Raw genomic sequence first — 15,120 nt, forward strand, 5'->3', positions numbered from 1 at the left:
AACCTACCGTGCGGGCCATGCGCGCTGTGTTCTCCGCCTGGCTGACGTCGGGCATCCTCGCCGTCATGGCCCTGCTCGCACTCAAGGCGCTGGCGCCGGCGGCCGGGGAGGGCGGCCCGGTGGACGAGTACGCCCAGGTCCTGCGGGTCCATCTGCCCTGGCTGCTGTCCTGCGTCCTCATGGCCGTCGCCGCGGGGAGCTATGTCCGGGACCGGGTCACTGGATTCGGGCGCGCCCTCGCCGCGCTTCCCGCCCCCGTACTCGGCGCCCTCGCCGCGGCCTTCATCGGCGTCCCGTGGTCCGGCACGCCGGTGGGCCTGACCCTCCACCTGATCGAGGCGGTGCTCGGCGTCATCCTCGGGCTGGCCCTTTCCACAGCGCTGTCCCGGCGGGAGGAAACGGGCGGTGCCCACACCCGGGAACATGGCCAATGGCGGAGGGACCGCCGATGATCGATCGTCCGTGCCGAGCGCCGCGGCCCGGATCCGCCGGGACCGTGCGGGCGGCCTGGAATACGGTGGTCCCGTCGTGGTCCCAGCCCTTGCCGCGGAGGTCACGACCGCGTGTGGAAGGAGTCGGTTGTGCAGGAGGCACTGGCGTTCCTCATCGCGGCGGCGTTCATCGTCGCCTGGGTCGGCAGCCTGGTGGGGCTCGTCCGGATGTGGCCCACGCGCGGCTGACCGGTGGTGATGTGCACGGCCGTGGAGATCAGGGAGGACGCGCGCTACGACGTCGGCCGGCGCTACACGGTCTACTCCCCGGTCATCGAATTCACGACCCGTGACGGGTGACGCATCTGCGACGTTCTCGGTGACTGGTCGACGGGCCCCGGAACAACGGTATGCGGATCTTCAACCAGAAGTTCACGCTTGACGCCAACGGGAGGATCCAGGGCTGCGTCGATCTCAAGCGGATGCTCCCCCGCGAGTGGGAGGGCGGGCCCAAGCTCGCCGCGGAGGGCGGTGCGGGCATCGCCGGGACACAGACGGTGATCTTCGATCGGAACGGCGATCCGGTGCGCTTCACGATCCAGCTCGACAGGGAATGGAAGGCCGGGATGTCCGGGACGCTGGGAGCCAACCGGAAGGCGAACCAGGGCGGAAAGGTGAAGGACAAGGAAGTGGACGGTCACAAGACCAGCACCCTGTACAGCCTGGACCTCACCCAGCCGCAGAACCGGGCGGCCTTCCGACCGCCTCTACATGACGGTCGGCGGGATGGTGGCGGTGCCGAGGCCGCAGAGTCCGGAGAACCTCCGCAACGCCTTTGACCAGTACGGCCGGACGTTCGCAGCGCATGGCCAGATCGCGCAGTTCGAGTACGACACGAGCGGCAACACCATCGAGGGCTCAGGGGCGAACGACGAGACCGGATTCAAGCGCAAAGGGTTCGGCGTCGGCATGACCGATGAGAAGACCTGGGCGAAATACCGCTCCGGAAGGTATCGCGACAATCAGGCGCCCCGGCTGGGCTGGCAGACGCTCGCGAAATGTCCCCGAGGCTGACCGAGAGGCTGAGATGACTTCCATCGCCGTGTCCAGGGTCCGGTCGACGCTCGTCCCGGTCCTCCTGGCGGCATCTCTGATGGCCGCGGGCTGCGGGGGAGACGGCAAGCTGGACGCGGAGGGGGCCGGAGGCGGGACTCCCGCCTCGCAGGGGCCGAGCCGGGCGGGGGCGGTGACCGTCGAGACCCTGTCGTTCGTCCCGCCCGACGGCATGGCGCGCATCGAGCCGAGCCAGGACGGGGTCGTGCTGGAGATGTCCGCCGGAGGGGCGACGGAGAACCCGGGACAGAGCGTCCCGCCCCCCGGCGTTCAGGTGTTCCAGGGCGGACGCGATCTCGCCAACGTGAGCGTCCGGACCGGGCTCATCGAGGGCAGGATCAAGGCCGACTCGCCCGACGCCCAGGTCACCACGCGCATGGTCGAGATCGAAGGAGCGGCCGAGGCCGCGGTGATGGAGACGGTCTACCCGAGCGTCTCCGCCAGGCAGCTCGACGTCGTCATCGGAACGGCCGCCGGGCCCCAGTACGACATTCGCTACGGCGGGCTGCAGTCCGCCTACGACCAGGCGGGCGCGCAGCGGGTCATCACGTCCGCGAGGATTTCCGGGGCCGGTTCGTGATTCCGCGGAAAGCGATTCTCGCCGGGGTCGCGGTGATCTTTCTGGGCACCGTCCTGCTGGTCGCCGTCTTCGGGTTCGTCCAGGACCCGGAAACCGAGCCGGGTGCGGCAGCCACCGCGTTCTCGTGGGTTCTCGGAACGATCGTGCGGGCGACGGGCGGTTATGTCGCGGGACGGCTGAGCGTCCGGACGGGCGGCAAAGGCCGGGTCGCCGGTGCGGGGGCGATCGCCGGTGCGGTGGCATACACGCTGTTCCTGACGTTAATGGTCGCGCTCGCCGTGCTCGGCGGCGACCCCGGATTCAGCATCGGTGACGTTGCGGGATTGCTCGTCTGGACAGCGCAGGCCGCGCTCGGCGGCGGTCTCGCGGCAGTGCTGCATCGGAAACGCATCGCGTCGGAGCTGCAGACCTCCGCGTGGGCCTACGGTTGACGGCGCCATTGTTCAATTGGGTCTCAGGGCCCTGTCGCGCGATTCCCGTGATCTTTACGATCCTATTTCGGGCAACTTCTCGATCTCGTGACGGTGGGGCGCAGATGCTGCGACGTATCAGGTCCGCCGGCCGGTACGGCGGCGACGCGGGGGTCGCGACGTCCGTCCTGGTCATGGGCATGGCCGTGGTGCTGGCGGCGGGCTTCCTGGCGTTCGGCCGGATCGCCCAGGCCGGCGACATGCGCAACCGGGCCCAGATCGGCGCGGACGCGGCGGCGCTCGGCACCCTCGCCCCCCTGCGGGACCAGGCGGTCAACCTGGCGCTGACCGGCATCGACCCGTCGGCAGCCGGTTACTGGGCGGTGGGCGCCTCTCCCGAGGCGGCCGCGGCGAAGTTCGCCGACGAGAACGACGTGCGCGTCACCAAGGCCCGGCTGAGCGGCATGGCCGGTGACACGGCGATGGTGCAGGTCGCCACGAAATGGTGCCAGCTCAAGAACGATGACGAGCTGACCGACAAGGAGCGGGAGGACCTCCGCAACCGCCGCAACCTGTGCACGGACAGCACCGGCAAGAAGGGCATCGGCCGGTCGGGGACGGCGACGGCCGTCGCGAAGCTGTTCATTCCGGAGTGCTCGTTCTTCCACGAGCAGGCCGGTGAGGAGGAGACCGGTCTCGGCCGCCTCACGCGGGTCAGCTGCGAACGCGACGGGCAACGCGTCGACGTCTTCCCGAACGGCGACCGGCAGCGCGTCACCCGGCTGTTCAAGATCCGGCTGGTCGACGACGAGGACCCGGTCGCCTACAACGGGGCGCCGAGCGGCCTCGGGTCCGCGGGCAGCGGCTCGGTCGTCAACCACTGCGCGACGGACGAGAGCAAGACCCCGGCGGAGGACCTGAGCTTCGGCGCCGCGGTGGTGGCCTGGTCGCTGTGCTGGCTCGGCACCCCCTACGCGTGGGGCGGCGGCAACTACAGCGGGCCCACGCGGGGGATCTGCTGCTCGCCGGGCGGCTATGACGGCCGCAACTACTTCGGCTTCGACTGCAGCGGCCTGACCCTGTACGCCGTCTACCAGGCGTCCAGAGGGCGGATCGCGCTCGGCCACTACACCGGCAACCAGATCGCCGACCCGCGCGGCACGCCCGTTCCGACGAACCAGCTCCAGCCGGGAGACCTGCTGTTCTTCGGCACGCCGACACCGCACCATGTCGCCATTTACTACGGCGACAACAAGATGGTCGAGGCCCCGCAGACCGGCAAGAACGTGAGTATCACTCCGCTGCGGTCGGTGGACGCCGCCCGAAGGTTCGGGTGAGTGCGCGTGCACGGTGCCGGGATACGCGAGTGACCTCGCGGGGAAGGCGGCACGACATCGGCGGTGGCACGCTCGCCGTGTCGTCCGGCGGCTGGGCTTCCGGATTCTTGAAGGGTCAGTAGCCGGTGTAAGCGCCCGTGGAGGAGCGGCGAGCGCGCCGGCGAGCGAGCAGCCACCAGGTCGGTATCGCGCCCAGGAGGCCCGCGACCGCACTGGCCGCTGCGGTCTGGGCGGGGGAGCCCTGGACGACGCCCAGCACGATGCCGAGGAGCGTCGCCAGGCCGGGCACGAGCAGCATGGCCAGAGCGTGCCGGCCGGTGTCGTCCCGCTGCGGGGAGGGGTGCGCCGCGGCGCCGGCGAGGGCCATCAGCGCGAACACGATGAAGGTCGGGAACGCCGTCCACAGGAGCATGCCCGTGACCGACTCCAGATCGTCCTCGGAGACGGCCGCGCTGATGGCGATGCCGGCGGTGGCGATGCTTCCGGCGACGAAGACCAGGATGGCCGCCGTCCACGCTCTCACAAGATCCACGTTCGCCTCCGCCGTCCAGGGTGTCAGGGCTTGACCGCGATGCCGCGCACTATCCGATCCACCAGCGCCGGGGTGAGCCTGCTCGGCAGCCCGGTGAGCCGCACGACGGCCGACTGGCGGTCGCCGATGATCAGGCCGATGTCGACGGCCTTGAGCTGCGCACCGGCCGCGGCCCCGGCGCGGGCCTGGGGATTGGGGTAGGAGTAGTCGACGCGGAACGCCTCGTCGGCGCCCGGGACGTCGATCTCCCGGTTCGGGCCGCGCCGCACCTCGCCCAGGTTGAGCTGGACGACGGTGATCGCCGACTCGGTGACCAGCTTGGCGTTCGGGATCTGGGGCACGTCGGTGATCACGCCGATCCGGGCCTCGACCTCGCCCCCGCCGGTGAGGTCGGCCAGGAAGGACCAGCCCTCCGGCGGCTCGGCCGGCTTCCAGTCGGACGGATGGACGATCCGGACCGGACCCGCGGCCGCCGGGGTGAATCCGGCGGGTACCTGCGGCTGCGCGGTCCCCGCGGACCCCGGGCGTTTCCCGGTGCCCTCCGGCTCGTCGCCCGCGCACCCGGTGGCGACGGCCGCCGCGAGCAGGACCGGCAGCACGGCGACCGGCCACCACCGCCGGCCGGATCCCCGCCCAGGCCACGAGTCCATCCCTCTTCGCCTCCTCATGGGCGTCTCCCGGCGACCGGGTCCCTGCCATCGGGGACCCTGATCGTCACAGAGCGGCGGCGTTGACCGCCACCACGGCGGCGCCGACCGCCATGAGCAGCGGCCCCACCGCGAGCAGTTGCAGGTAGTGCACGCCGAGGCGCTCGGCGGTCTCCTCGGGGCCGGCGGGGTCGTAGACGACCGTCACGGGCCTCCCCGGTTTGGGGCCGGGAAAGGAGTAGAGCGAACTGGCCGCCTCGACCTGCCGCCCCTGCGGGGTGGTGAACCGGAACCGCCCCACGCGGCTCGTGGTGCTCGGGCCGCCGGGGCCCATGACCTCGTCCCGTCCGACGAAGACGCCGGTGGCGCGGAGCATCCGCCGCTGCAGGCGCAGCCGCTTCACCATTTCGTAGACGCCGCCGCAGAACACCGCGGCTCCGAGGAGGACGCCGATCAGATTGCCCATCGTTCTCTCCTGCCCGTGGGGTTCGGCGAGCGGCCGCGCGCGTCAGTGGCACTCCTCGAAATCCTTCCACTCTCTGGTGCCTCCAGGGCCCACGGCGCCCAGATACTCGGCATCGGTGACCTGCCGGCCGGAGTTGGAGACGGCGTAGTTGGCGCCGAGCTTGAGACCCAGCTTGACGTTCGCCCCGTACGAGGCGTCGGACTGGTCGTAGTCGTAAGTCACCCTGGAGGTCTTGCCTTTTTGGTACAGCAGGTGCTGCAGCGGGTGGGCGTCCGCTCCGGGCGGCTCCGTCGGGGCCATGTCGTCCCAGGTGAGGCTGAGCACCTGTCCGCCCGGGCCGCCGGTGTTGAACGGGTTGAGCAGGTACTCGGTCAGGGTCGCGCGCTCGGCGTCGGTGGTGATCGGCAGAGTGGTGGTGACCGTGGTGGCCTTGCCGTTCACGATGTGGACCTGGGTGAACGACGCGCTCTTGATGTTCCCGTTCTTGTCCTTCGTGATGGTCATCGAGCCGGTGGCGTTCGCCCTGCCCTGCGCGCCGGGGACCAGGTGGTTCTCGCCGTAGTTCACCTCGCCCGCCAGCATGAAGGTCATCGAGGTGTCGCCGGTCTTCTTGTCGTCCTCGTAGATGACCTTCTCGGTGCCGCTGATGCCGACGTAGGCGTTCAGGTTGGGGGTGATGCCGTTGCTGCCGCGGGAGTCGGGGACCTTGTCCTGCCAGGTCTCCTTGCGATGCCTGCCCTGGTACTCCGGCTTGTCCCGGGGGCCGATGCCGAGGCCGGCGGTGAGCGAGCCGGTGACGTCGAGTTGGCCCTCGTAACGCTGGATGTCCGGCTCGGGGATGTCCGGTCCGGCGAACGCGTCGTAGATGTTCCCGCCGATCGACCCCAGGAGACCGCCGTTCTCCTTCACGGCGTCGATCGAGTACTGCTCCCTGATGTCGTCCATGAACGCGTTGGCGTCGTCCTCGGCGTTCGGCCCCTGGAACACCCAGCCGTCGCCCGCGCCGACGCGGAGCGTGGCGTCCGCGCTGGCGTCCGCCCCGAGATTGAAGATCTTCCCGGCGTTGATGCCGACGCCGATACCGGTGCCCACGCCGCCGCTGACGCCCTTGATCGCCATGACCTTGACCGTCTTCTTGCCGTCGGGGCCGATCGTGGTGAACTTCAGGAACCCGTAGTCGCGGCCGACCGAGAAGATCGCCACCTCGACGGAGCCGCCGTAGGTGTCGCTGGTCAGGCCGGCGAGGCAGGTGGGCTTGAGTGCCCTGTCATGCCGCGACTCGCACTGGCTGTCGTCCGCGGCGAACAGCTTGCAGAGCGCGTACTCGACATCGGCCCCGAACGTGCCGGGCGTGACGAAACTGAAAAGTACGCCGAGCATCAACGCCGCGACGACGATGAGCGCGGCGTACTCCTTGGCGCTCGCACCGGCGTCAGAACGTCGCTCGCCCGGGACTTCCACCGCGGCCACCCTTCACCCGAGAATTCAGCCGAGAAGGTGCGAGATTACGATGCGGACGGGTGGCGGGGACAGGGCACAGAGACCCAAATCAAAGGCCCAGTCATTCCGGAGCGAAACCCCGGGCCGCCCCGAAAGCGAGTGCCTCGGGCGGCCTCGGTAGGTCGCCTCATTGGGCCCAGGGGCCCAACCGCCGGAGGGCGTGCGCAGGATCCGGGCCGTTCGTAGGTCTCGCGAGGATGTGCGTTCGCCGATTGGTGCCGGGCCGCCCTCGGACTCGCCGTTCCGGGCCCGGCGCGGGGTGGAGCGGTCAGGCAGTCACCCGCCTCTGAAAGGCAGCTTGCCCTCCGGGTATTCGCGCAGTTCCGCGACGCTGTGCAGCCCGCCGTGATCGTCATCGACGATCAGCGGCCAGCGCCCCGCCGCGGCCTCGATGACCTCCATGGCGAGGGCGTCGGCCCGGGCGCCCCCCGACAGCCGCAGTTCGACCACCCCGTGCGGCGTGACGCCCAGCTTCTCCTCGTGCTCCAGCCAGTGCTCGACCTCGATCTCGGGAACCGAATCGGGATCCACGGTCACCCAGATGTGCGCCTCGCCCCGGCGAACATGCCCGTTGACCCACTCGCTGGGACGCCGTTCCCCGCCGAGTTCCTCGATCAGGTCGAGGAACGCCTCGGGGTCGGGCCGCTCGGCGGAAATCAGCAGGATCTTGGAGCTCACGCGGTCACCGTATCAAATGTTCTCACCGTGATCCCGCAGATACTTCTTGAGTTCGTGCTCGGAGCGGACGACCGTTATTCCTTGATCCGCGTACACCTTGACCTGGCGCAGCGACCATTTCGGCGCGAATACGATAATCGGCTTTCCTGACGGGTTGACCTTTGGGTTCCCGAGGTTTCCCTTGACCTGGGACACCTTGCCGGCATTCCGTCCGTTGGACACTTCGATGACGAACTTGTTCGTCTCGATGTCGATCTGGCCATGGCTGCCGTTGGGCCCGTACTTGCGGTCGACGTCGCGCACGATGCCGCGGATCGACCTCGCCGTGGTCGCCTCCAGTTTGTCGTCGGCATTGGGCGACCTCATCTTGTTGTCGATCTTGGCGTCGACGGCCTTGGCGCGCAGCGCGTCCACGTCCTTCTGCGCCCGGTTCGCGGCGTCCTTGTTGGCCGCGGTCGGGTTCTTCTGCGCCGCGGCGCGGGCCGCGTCGGCATTGGCCTGTGCCTTGTCGATGAGGTTGTCGGCGTCCTCGAACCTGCCGTTCGCCAGGGCGTCGTCGATGTCCTTCTTGAGCTGTGCCCGCTCGACGACGCGGTCGGCGCGCTCGCGTGCCTGCTGCGCCTCGGACGCGTTCTGGCAGGGGTTCTTGGGGGCGGCGGCGAGGACGGGCCCGGCCAGACGGCCGAAGGAGATGTACCGTCCCGCGCCCGGTGGCCCGAGGGAGACCGACTTGCAGCCGGCGTCCTTCGCCTCCTTGCGGGCCTGCTCGGCCTTTCGCCGCGCCTCGTCGGCCGCCTTGCGCGCCCCCGGGATGTCGCCGCGCTCGGCCAGTTCCCGGGCGCGCTCCGCCGCGGAGCCGGCCCCCCTCGCGAGGCCGGCGATTTCGTCCGCCTTGGCGGCCTTGCTCGCGAGCTTCCCGAACTTGCCGATCTTGCTGACGGCCTTGCCGATGTCATAACCGGGGATGAACCAGGACCCGACATTCCAGATGCCGCGGAAGACGGCCTTCGTTTTACTCCCGTTCTCCCACTCGTCGCGGGACTTGTCGTCCCAGACGAGGTGGGGAAGGGCCTCCGTGGGGTTCGTGATCGCCCACCAGATGCCCTTGGCGGAGTCGATCGGGTGGGCGACCAGGTCCTTCAGCCCGACCAGGTCGTCCCAGATGCCGCCGCCCAGCCCCGAGAGGGCGTCGCCGAAGAAATTCCCGACTCCGCCGAAGAAGCCGGTGACCTGGTTCCCGAAGGCCCGCCACGCGGCGCCCGTCGAGCTCATCCCGGTGTAGGTCTGACTCCATTGCGGACCCCACCCGCCCGGCGTGCCGGGGCCGCCTGGTGTGCCGGGGCCGCCCGGATTCCCCGCCTCCACGGAGCCGCCGTTTCCGGAGGTGCGAGACGTCCCGTCGCCCGTCGGAACGGATCCTCCGGACGGGTCGCAACCCTCCTGGAACAGTTGGCAGATCGCGGATTTCGTCCGCACCGGAACCGTGTTCGTCGTCGCCGCGACAAGGGCGCCGATGACGACGACCGAGACCAGCAGCAGCCCGGCGTATTCGAGGCCGCTCGCTCCGGTGTCACGCGGCCGATGCCGCCGCCCCCACTCCACCCGGTGAACGCCTCCCCGCCGATGCCCCCGCTCGCTCCAGCGAACCTATTGGAGCCGCGGGGAAGTCCACGTGGGCCCGGGGACCCATTTGCGGGGCCCAAATCCAAAGGAGCTGACTTCCGGTGACCGTGATGCAACAGAAAGGAGTCAGAAGTACGATCCGGGCACGGGCGCCCGCCCGGTGAAGTGAGCCTTTGCGTCCGGGCGGAACAGCAGGACGAGGATCACGGCGGGGAGGACGAGGTTGGTCACACCGCGCGGGTCGTCCTGCCCGATCGCGGAAAGCGCCAATAGCACGTAGAAGACTTCAAGAGCGATGATTCCGCGCCTGAGCGCCGTCCCGCCGCGAGGAATCCGCAGCGCGAGCACGACGCTGAGCGCGCCGGGCAGGGCGAACCAGATGGCGGCGCCGATGGCCGCGGCGGTCACCCCCACCGTGACAAAGAACGCCAGCGTCATGAGGAACGTGAGTCCGGCGACCACGAACATCAGCACCCGGACGGCCTTCACCTGTTTTGGCATGGCATAACCATTGCGTGACGGGAACGGCGCGCACAACTCCCCGGCGGGCCCGCCTCGGCTCGACGTGAATTCGGATTTGGGCCCCAGGGCCCTGGCCACGGCTCGTAGTGATCGTTAACGTCCGCGAAACGGAGGTCGTGCGGCGGGATCGTTCTCCGGTGCGCCGTGGGACGGCCGACAGCCGGAGGCGGGAGCGCGGAGCCGGGGTCTCCGCCGTGGACGATCGCCGATTATGGTGCCGGGGGCGAGTTCAGCGCCGGATCGGGGCGGGGATCGATGGTCGGGTTGGTGTTGGTCCCGGTGGGGCTGGTGGTCGGCCTGCTCGCCGCGCCGCTTGCGGTGCCGTTCACCGGCGAGGTGCCGCGCCGCCGCCGGATCCTGATGGGCCTGGTCACGGCCGCTGTCTTCGGGATCCTCGGATGGCGCGTCGGGCCGGAGCCCATCCTGCCGGCGCTGCTCTACCTCGCCGCGGCCGGTACGCTCCTCGCCTTCATCGACGTCGCGGTCAAACGGCTGCCCGACCGTTTCACGCTGCCGTCCTACGGCATCGGGGCGGCGCTCCTGGCGGTCGCGGCGCCCTTCACCGAAGAGGGCATGCAGCGATTCCAGCACGCCCTCATCGGCATGGTGGTGCTGTTCGTCCTCTACTTCGTCCAGGCGTTCCTCGCACCCTCGGGCATCGGAATGGGGGACGTGAAGCTCTCCGGCGTCCTCGGCCTCTACCTCGGCTGGTTCGGCCAGGACGCGTGGATGGCCGGCGTCCTGGCCACCTATTTCATCGGCGGCCTGGTCGGCGTCGGCCTCATGATCGTCCGGCGTACCCGGAAGGGCGAGTTCCCGTTCGGCCCCTACATGTTCGTCGGCACGCTCATCGCCGTCCTGGCGTTCGCCGGCTAGCGCGGCCACCCACCGCGGTCCACCGGCTTGCCGACCCGGTGAACGTCCGTGGCCACCGGACTAGCCGCAGAGCTTCTTGCCCGCCCGGACCCCTCCGCCGATCTTGCTGAGGGGTGGCGGGGCGAGCCGCAGGCCGTTCTTCCCGATGACGAGCCGCACACCGTCCCGGACGGCGGAGTCGACCGTGAGGAGCACGTCGGGGACGTCCCGCGCGAGCGCCGACGCCTGCGCCTCCGCGGACTCCGCGTACAGGAGGCGGCTCTCGGGCTGCTCGGCGGCCTTCTCCACCTTCCGCGCCACCCGGTAGCCGCGCTTCCCGAGCTGCTTCACGACTCGCCCGACCAGGGCGTCCTTGCCGCCCGCGTCGACGACGGTGACCTTCACGTCCTTCGGGCGGAGCGGTGCCTGCCCGCTCCCGACCGGCTTGGCGGGCTCCGCCGGCAGGTCGTTGTCGTGCCGGATCGCCTCGAACAGCGGCTGGGCCAGCTCCTCGTTCCACTGGACGCGGTTGGGGTCCGGCGCGTACCGCTCGACCGGCACGGTCACGAACCGCACCTGCCCGGCGCTCATCCCCTTGAGCCCGTCGGCCAGTTTCCGCATCGCCGACAGGCTCAGGTCGTCGTCCGTCGTCATCGACTTCGTCGCGGCCTTGAGGAACTTGTACGTCTTCGCCGGGTCGCTGAGCACCGAGTCGGTGGCCTTCTCCGCGACCGCCGCCATGAACTTCTGCTGCCGCTCGATCCGCTCCAGGTCGGACCCGTTCCCGAGCGAATACCTCGCCCGCACGTACCCGAGCGCCTGGTCGCCCTTGACGGTCTGCTTCCCGGCCTTCAGGTACAGCTCGGCCCTCGGGTCGCGCACGGGCTTGTCGACGCAGATCTCGACGCCTCCCAGCGCGTCCACCATCCGCTTGAACCCGGAGAAGTCGACCTGCACGAAGTGGTCGATGTGGATCCCGGTGAGCGACTCCAGCATCTTCCACGTGCACGTGGGCCCCGCGAACGCGAACGCGGTGTTCAGCATCCCGAACCGCGCCGGAACGGACCCGCCCCCGTCCTTCTTGCACGCGGGGATCTTCACCATCGAGTCCCGCGGAAAGCTGATCCCGACGGCCTGGTCCCGGTTCGGCGACAGGTGCAGCAGGATCGCGGTGTCCGACCGCGCCCCCGCCATCCCCGGAACGGCGTACTCGGCGTTGTCGCCCTCCCGGGTGTCCGACCCGATCAGCAGCACGTTGAGCGACTTGTTCAGCTTCTTCGGCCGATCGTCCCCAAGCTGACCCCCGACGTCCTTCTGCTGAATCCCCCCGACCAGATCCCGATAAAGCCACCCGGCCCCGCCCCCACCAACGAGGAGAACGAGAACGACCCCGAACGCAACCCGCCGCACAACCTTCCGCCGCCGCTTCCCCCGCCCACCCCCAGAACCCCCCGCCGCACCCCCACCACTAGCCACCTCTCCCGCGGCCTCCTGCCCCCCAGCCCCCTCGTCCCCAGACTCCTCACCCCGGGACTCTTCGCCCTCGGTCTCCTCCCTGGCCTCAGCTCCGCCCGGAGCCTCCTGATAGGCCCACCGCAACACCGGCCCATCACTCGGACCGCCGCCGCTCGACTCCCCGTCCACGGGCTCTCCGCCCTCAGACGGAGCTTCCCGATAAGCCCACCGCAGCACCGGCCTGTCCTCACCGCCACTGCTCACCTCCCCACCCGCGGACTCCTCGCCCTCGGGTTCCGGCTCGGACGGACCTTCCCGGTAGACCGACCGCAGCACCGGCCCATCACTCTCACTGCCACCGCTCGGCTCCTTGCCCGTGGGCTCTTCGCCCTCGGGTTTCGGCTGGGATGGAGCCTCCCGGTAGGCCGACCGAGGCGCCGGCGCCTCACTCTGACTGCCGCTGCTCAGCTTCTCGCCCGTGGACTCCTCGCCTGTGGCTTCGGCCCCGGGCTCCGGTCCGGACGGGGTCTCCCGGTGGGGCAACCGAGGTGCCCCTTCGTCTTCAGCGGTCGCTGACGTACGCGCCTGCGTCTCAGGCGAGTCACCTTGCGGTGCCGTAGGTGTGCTCGCCGATGGGGCATCGGTTTCGGCTGAGGATGTGCTTTGGGGGGCGGCGGGGGCGAGGTCTTCGCGGGGGGCCGGTCGTTCGCCTTCGGCGGCGGCGGAGGTGGGCTGAGGGGTGGTGTGGGCGGCGTTCTCCCCCGCGAGATCGTCGCGGTCGGGGGTCTTGTCGCTCATCGGTCCCGTTTCGGCGCGCGGGCCCCTGGTGGGGGGACGTGGGTTGTTACTGGGTCGTCAGTTTAGGGAGCGGGGTTCGAAGCCCCATCTGTTGGACACCTGACGTGCCCGGTTTGTTGACATGAGGGCGGAAAGTCGCGGTCGGTGGGCGGGGGACGGGTTCCGTACGATCGGTGGCGTGAACGCGGGGTGGGTGATCGGCGGCCGGTTCCGCATGCTCGACCGGATCGGGGCGGGGGGAGCCGGGCGGGTGTGGCGGGCGTACGACCACGGGGACGGGCGGTACTGCGCCGCCAAGCTCGTCCGGCAGCGGGGGCCCACGTCGGTGCTGCGGGTCGTGCGGGAAAGGGCGCTGCGGCTGGCGCATCCGCATGTGCTGACCCCGTACGCGTCGTGCTCCGCCGATGACGACGTTCTCCTGGCGATGGATCTCGTCAGCGGGGGTTCCCTGGAGACGCTCCTCGGCGACTATGGCAGGCTGCCGCCGGCGTACGCGGCCGAGGTCCTGGACCAGTTGCTCGCCGCGCTGAGCCACATCCACGGGGCCGGGGTGGTGCACCGGGACGTGAAGCCCGCGAACATGCTGCTGGAGCCGAGTCCGGTGGGGGCGCCGCACGTCCGGCTGGCGGACTTCGGGATCGCGCTGGGCGACGACGGGATGCGGTTCACCACGACCGGCTTCACCGTGGGCACCCCGGGATACCTGGCCCCCGAGGTGCTCGACTGGAACCGCCCGGGGCCGCGGCAGGACCTGTACGCGGCGGGCATGGTCGGCTGGCGGATGCTGACCGGTGCGGGCGATCCCGAACCGCGGCAGCGGGTGGGGGAGCCGCCCGCGGGGGTGCCGCCGCGGTTGTGGGCGGTGGTCGCGTGGCTGTGCGCCGCCGACCCGGCGCGGCGCCCGGACGGGGCCCACGCCGCGCGGCGGGCGCTGGCCGTGTGCGGTCTCGAGCTGCGGTTCCCCGTCCGGACGCTGGACGGGGAACCCCTGCAGATCTTCGACCAGCTCGGTCCGCCGCCCCGGGCCTAGGAACGGGCGGCCGAGATCACCACGCGGCGGTTCTTCGCGCGAGCCCGCGGATCGTCGGAGCCGTCCGGCCGGGTGTTGGGCGCGGCCGGTTTCGTCTCGCCGTAGCCGGTGGCCTTCAGCCGGGCCCGGTCGAGGCCGCCCTTGGTGGCGAGCCAGTCGACGATGGCCTGCGCGCGGCGTTCGGAGAGCGCCTTGTTGGACGCAGGGTCGCCCTTGGCGTCGGTGTGGCCGTCGACCTGGATGGGCGCGCCGGACGGGACCTCCTTGCGGATCGACTCGGCCAGCTCGGCGAGGGACTTCGCGGCCGCCGGCTTGATGTCGGCCTTGCCGAAGTCGAACAGGACGTCCGCCTCGATGTTGTAGGCGATCTGGTCGTCCCCCTTGATGACCTGGCCCGGACCGGCGACGTACGACTTGAGGGAAGCCGACGGAACGCTCACCGAGGGGACGCTGACCGAGGGGACCGTCACCGAGGGGACGTTGACCGGCGGGACGCACTCCCCCTGGTCGTTGCAGGCACGCGGCCGGTAGAGCGAGGGCCGGTACAGGGACGGGCGGTAGAGCGAAGGCCGGTAGACGGACGGCCGGTACACGGAGGCGACGTACTGTCCCTCCTCGGACGGCTTGCTCTGGCAGACCTCCGCGACCGAGACCGCGGACTGGTCGATCGCCTTCTGCGACTTCGCGGGCTCCTCGACCGGGGCGGCGCTGGCGCCGCCCGCCTGGACGCCGGGGATGCGGACCCCCGGGATCGCCGTGCCGGGGATCGACGTCCCGGGGACGGCGACCGCGCCCAGGCAGGCGCCCGGGGCGGGCTTCTCCTCGACGCACTGCGCCGGGACGCGCTGGGCCGGGATGTCCACGCCGGGGATCGTCACCGCCGGGACCTTCTCCCCGCCGATCGTCGCCTCCGGGATGTGCACGGGGTCGGCGTGCACGGCGGGGATCTCCACGGCCTTGATCAGTTGACCGTGCGGGCACTCCGTCGGTTCGGGGCCGGAGGGAGACGGCGTCGCGCCGCCCGGCGTGGCGGGGGCGGTGGCGGCCCTATCGGGAGCTTCGTCGCTGCCCAGCGCGCCGCACGCGGTCAGCGCCAGGCCGGCGGTGACGGCGAGGACGACGGCTCGCAGTGCGTGCGGCATC

17 protein-coding genes are annotated in these 15,120 nt (G+C 70.5%); 8 read left to right on the forward strand and 9 right to left on the reverse strand.

Annotated elements, in window-relative coordinates:
• The first annotated feature begins 17 nt into the window (after positions 1–17).
• The 6 genes from IEZ03_RS33300 to IEZ03_RS33325 all read left to right on the forward strand — a co-directional run bounded on the left by IEZ03_RS33300 (position 18) and on the right by IEZ03_RS33325 (position 3,871).
• On the forward strand, positions 18–452 hold the full coding sequence (locus IEZ03_RS33300) for a hypothetical protein (protein ID WP_184881319.1): 435 nt from the start codon (positions 18–20) through the stop codon (positions 450–452).
• 389 nt (positions 453–841) lie between these two features.
• Complete coding sequence (locus IEZ03_RS33305) at positions 842–1,270, forward strand: hypothetical protein (protein ID WP_184881321.1); 429 nt, start codon at positions 842–844, stop codon at positions 1,268–1,270.
• Complete coding sequence (locus tag IEZ03_RS33310) at positions 1,218–1,505, forward strand: hypothetical protein (RefSeq protein ID WP_184881323.1); 288 nt, start codon at positions 1,218–1,220, stop codon at positions 1,503–1,505. Before IEZ03_RS33305 ends, IEZ03_RS33310 begins: the two co-directional genes overlap by 53 nt.
• Before the next feature lie 13 nt (positions 1,506–1,518).
• Positions 1,519–2,124 carry a hypothetical protein gene (locus IEZ03_RS33315; protein WP_184881325.1) on the forward strand — a complete coding sequence of 202 codons (606 nt, stop codon included), beginning with the start codon at positions 1,519–1,521 and terminating at the stop codon, positions 2,122–2,124.
• Positions 2,121–2,555 (forward strand): hypothetical protein, encoded by a 435-nt coding sequence (locus IEZ03_RS33320; RefSeq protein ID WP_184881327.1) that lies wholly within the window; start codon positions 2,121–2,123, stop codon positions 2,553–2,555. Before IEZ03_RS33315 ends, IEZ03_RS33320 begins: the two co-directional genes overlap by 4 nt.
• 104 nt (positions 2,556–2,659) lie before the next feature.
• Positions 2,660–3,871: an NlpC/P60 family protein gene (locus IEZ03_RS33325; protein WP_184881329.1), complete on the forward strand. Its 1,212-nt coding sequence runs from the start codon at positions 2,660–2,662 to the stop codon at positions 3,869–3,871.
• A gap of 115 nt (positions 3,872–3,986) precedes the next feature.
• On the opposite strand, the gene IEZ03_RS33330 is transcribed toward IEZ03_RS33325, so the two are convergent.
• The 7 genes from IEZ03_RS33330 to IEZ03_RS33360 all read right to left on the reverse strand — a co-directional run bounded on the left by IEZ03_RS33330 (position 3,987) and on the right by IEZ03_RS33360 (position 9,818).
• The gene (locus IEZ03_RS33330; protein WP_184881332.1) at positions 3,987–4,403 is read right to left on the reverse strand and encodes a hypothetical protein; all 417 of its coding nucleotides are present in this window, start codon (positions 4,401–4,403) and stop codon (positions 3,987–3,989) included.
• 23 nt (positions 4,404–4,426) lie between these two features.
• A complete protein-coding gene (locus IEZ03_RS33335; RefSeq protein ID WP_184881334.1) occupies positions 4,427–5,053 on the reverse strand; it encodes a hypothetical protein in 627 nt (208 codons plus the stop codon).
• A 64-nt stretch (positions 5,054–5,117) separates the two neighbouring features.
• The gene (locus tag IEZ03_RS33340) at positions 5,118–5,516 is read right to left on the reverse strand and encodes a DUF3592 domain-containing protein (RefSeq protein WP_184881336.1); all 399 of its coding nucleotides are present in this window, start codon (positions 5,514–5,516) and stop codon (positions 5,118–5,120) included.
• 42 nt (positions 5,517–5,558) lie between these two features.
• Entirely contained in the window at positions 5,559–6,977 is a 1,419-nt protein-coding gene (locus tag IEZ03_RS33345; RefSeq protein WP_184881338.1) for a hypothetical protein, read from the reverse strand.
• A 315-nt stretch (positions 6,978–7,292) separates the two neighbouring features.
• The gene (locus IEZ03_RS33350) at positions 7,293–7,694 is read right to left on the reverse strand and encodes a phosphoribosyltransferase family protein (RefSeq protein WP_184881340.1); all 402 of its coding nucleotides are present in this window, start codon (positions 7,692–7,694) and stop codon (positions 7,293–7,295) included.
• Positions 7,695–7,706: 12 nt separating this feature from the next.
• The gene (locus IEZ03_RS33355) at positions 7,707–9,296 is read right to left on the reverse strand and encodes a hypothetical protein (protein WP_184881342.1); all 1,590 of its coding nucleotides are present in this window, start codon (positions 9,294–9,296) and stop codon (positions 7,707–7,709) included.
• A gap of 147 nt (positions 9,297–9,443) precedes the next feature.
• Entirely contained in the window at positions 9,444–9,818 is a 375-nt protein-coding gene (locus IEZ03_RS33360) for a hypothetical protein (protein WP_184881344.1), read from the reverse strand.
• A 288-nt stretch (positions 9,819–10,106) separates the two neighbouring features.
• Between IEZ03_RS33360 and IEZ03_RS33365 the strand changes: the two genes are divergently transcribed.
• Positions 10,107–10,715 (forward strand): prepilin peptidase, encoded by a 609-nt coding sequence (locus IEZ03_RS33365; RefSeq protein ID WP_229808734.1) that lies wholly within the window; start codon positions 10,107–10,109, stop codon positions 10,713–10,715.
• 60 nt (positions 10,716–10,775) lie between these two features.
• On the opposite strand, the gene IEZ03_RS39030 is transcribed toward IEZ03_RS33365, so the two are convergent.
• On the reverse strand, positions 10,776–12,947 hold the full coding sequence (locus tag IEZ03_RS39030) for an LCP family protein (RefSeq protein ID WP_506269207.1): 2,172 nt from the start codon (positions 12,945–12,947) through the stop codon (positions 10,776–10,778).
• Between the two features lie 178 nt (positions 12,948–13,125).
• Between IEZ03_RS39030 and IEZ03_RS33375 the strand changes: the two genes are divergently transcribed.
• The gene (locus IEZ03_RS33375; RefSeq protein WP_184881350.1) at positions 13,126–13,977 is read left to right on the forward strand and encodes a serine/threonine-protein kinase; all 852 of its coding nucleotides are present in this window, start codon (positions 13,126–13,128) and stop codon (positions 13,975–13,977) included.
• Here IEZ03_RS33375 and IEZ03_RS33380 read toward each other — a convergent pair.
• Positions 13,974–15,119, reverse strand: coding sequence for an OmpA family protein (locus tag IEZ03_RS33380; RefSeq protein WP_184881352.1), 1,146 nt, complete (start codon positions 15,117–15,119; stop codon positions 13,974–13,976). The genes IEZ03_RS33375 and IEZ03_RS33380 overlap by 4 nt on opposite strands.
• Position 15,120: the final 1 nt, after the last annotated feature.

The sequence above is a fragment of the Actinomadura livida genome, from assembly GCF_014648675.1.
In the GTDB taxonomy this organism is placed as follows: Bacteria; Actinomycetota; Actinomycetes; order Streptosporangiales; family Streptosporangiaceae; genus Spirillospora; species Spirillospora livida.

Coding starts and splice junctions, on each gene's coding strand:
- IEZ03_RS33300 (WP_184881319.1), top strand. CDS start 18: ATGCGCGCTGTGTTCTCCGCCTGGCTGACGTCGGGCATCCTCGCCGTC.
- IEZ03_RS33305 (WP_184881321.1), top strand. CDS start 842: ATGCGGATCTTCAACCAGAAGTTCACGCTTGACGCCAACGGGAGGATC.
- IEZ03_RS33310 (WP_184881323.1), top strand. CDS start 1,218: ATGGTGGCGGTGCCGAGGCCGCAGAGTCCGGAGAACCTCCGCAACGCC.
- IEZ03_RS33315 (WP_184881325.1), top strand. CDS start 1,519: ATGACTTCCATCGCCGTGTCCAGGGTCCGGTCGACGCTCGTCCCGGTC.
- IEZ03_RS33325 (WP_184881329.1), top strand. CDS start 2,660: ATGCTGCGACGTATCAGGTCCGCCGGCCGGTACGGCGGCGACGCGGGG.
- IEZ03_RS33335 (WP_184881334.1), bottom strand. CDS start 5,053: ATGGACTCGTGGCCTGGGCGGGGATCCGGCCGGCGGTGGTGGCCGGTC.
- IEZ03_RS33340 (WP_184881336.1), bottom strand. CDS start 5,516: ATGGGCAATCTGATCGGCGTCCTCCTCGGAGCCGCGGTGTTCTGCGGC.
- IEZ03_RS33360 (WP_184881344.1), bottom strand. CDS start 9,818: ATGCCAAAACAGGTGAAGGCCGTCCGGGTGCTGATGTTCGTGGTCGCC.
- IEZ03_RS39030 (WP_506269207.1), bottom strand. CDS start 12,947: ATGAGCGACAAGACCCCCGACCGCGACGATCTCGCGGGGGAGAACGCC.
- IEZ03_RS33380 (WP_184881352.1), bottom strand. CDS start 15,119: ATGCCGCACGCACTGCGAGCCGTCGTCCTCGCCGTCACCGCCGGCCTG.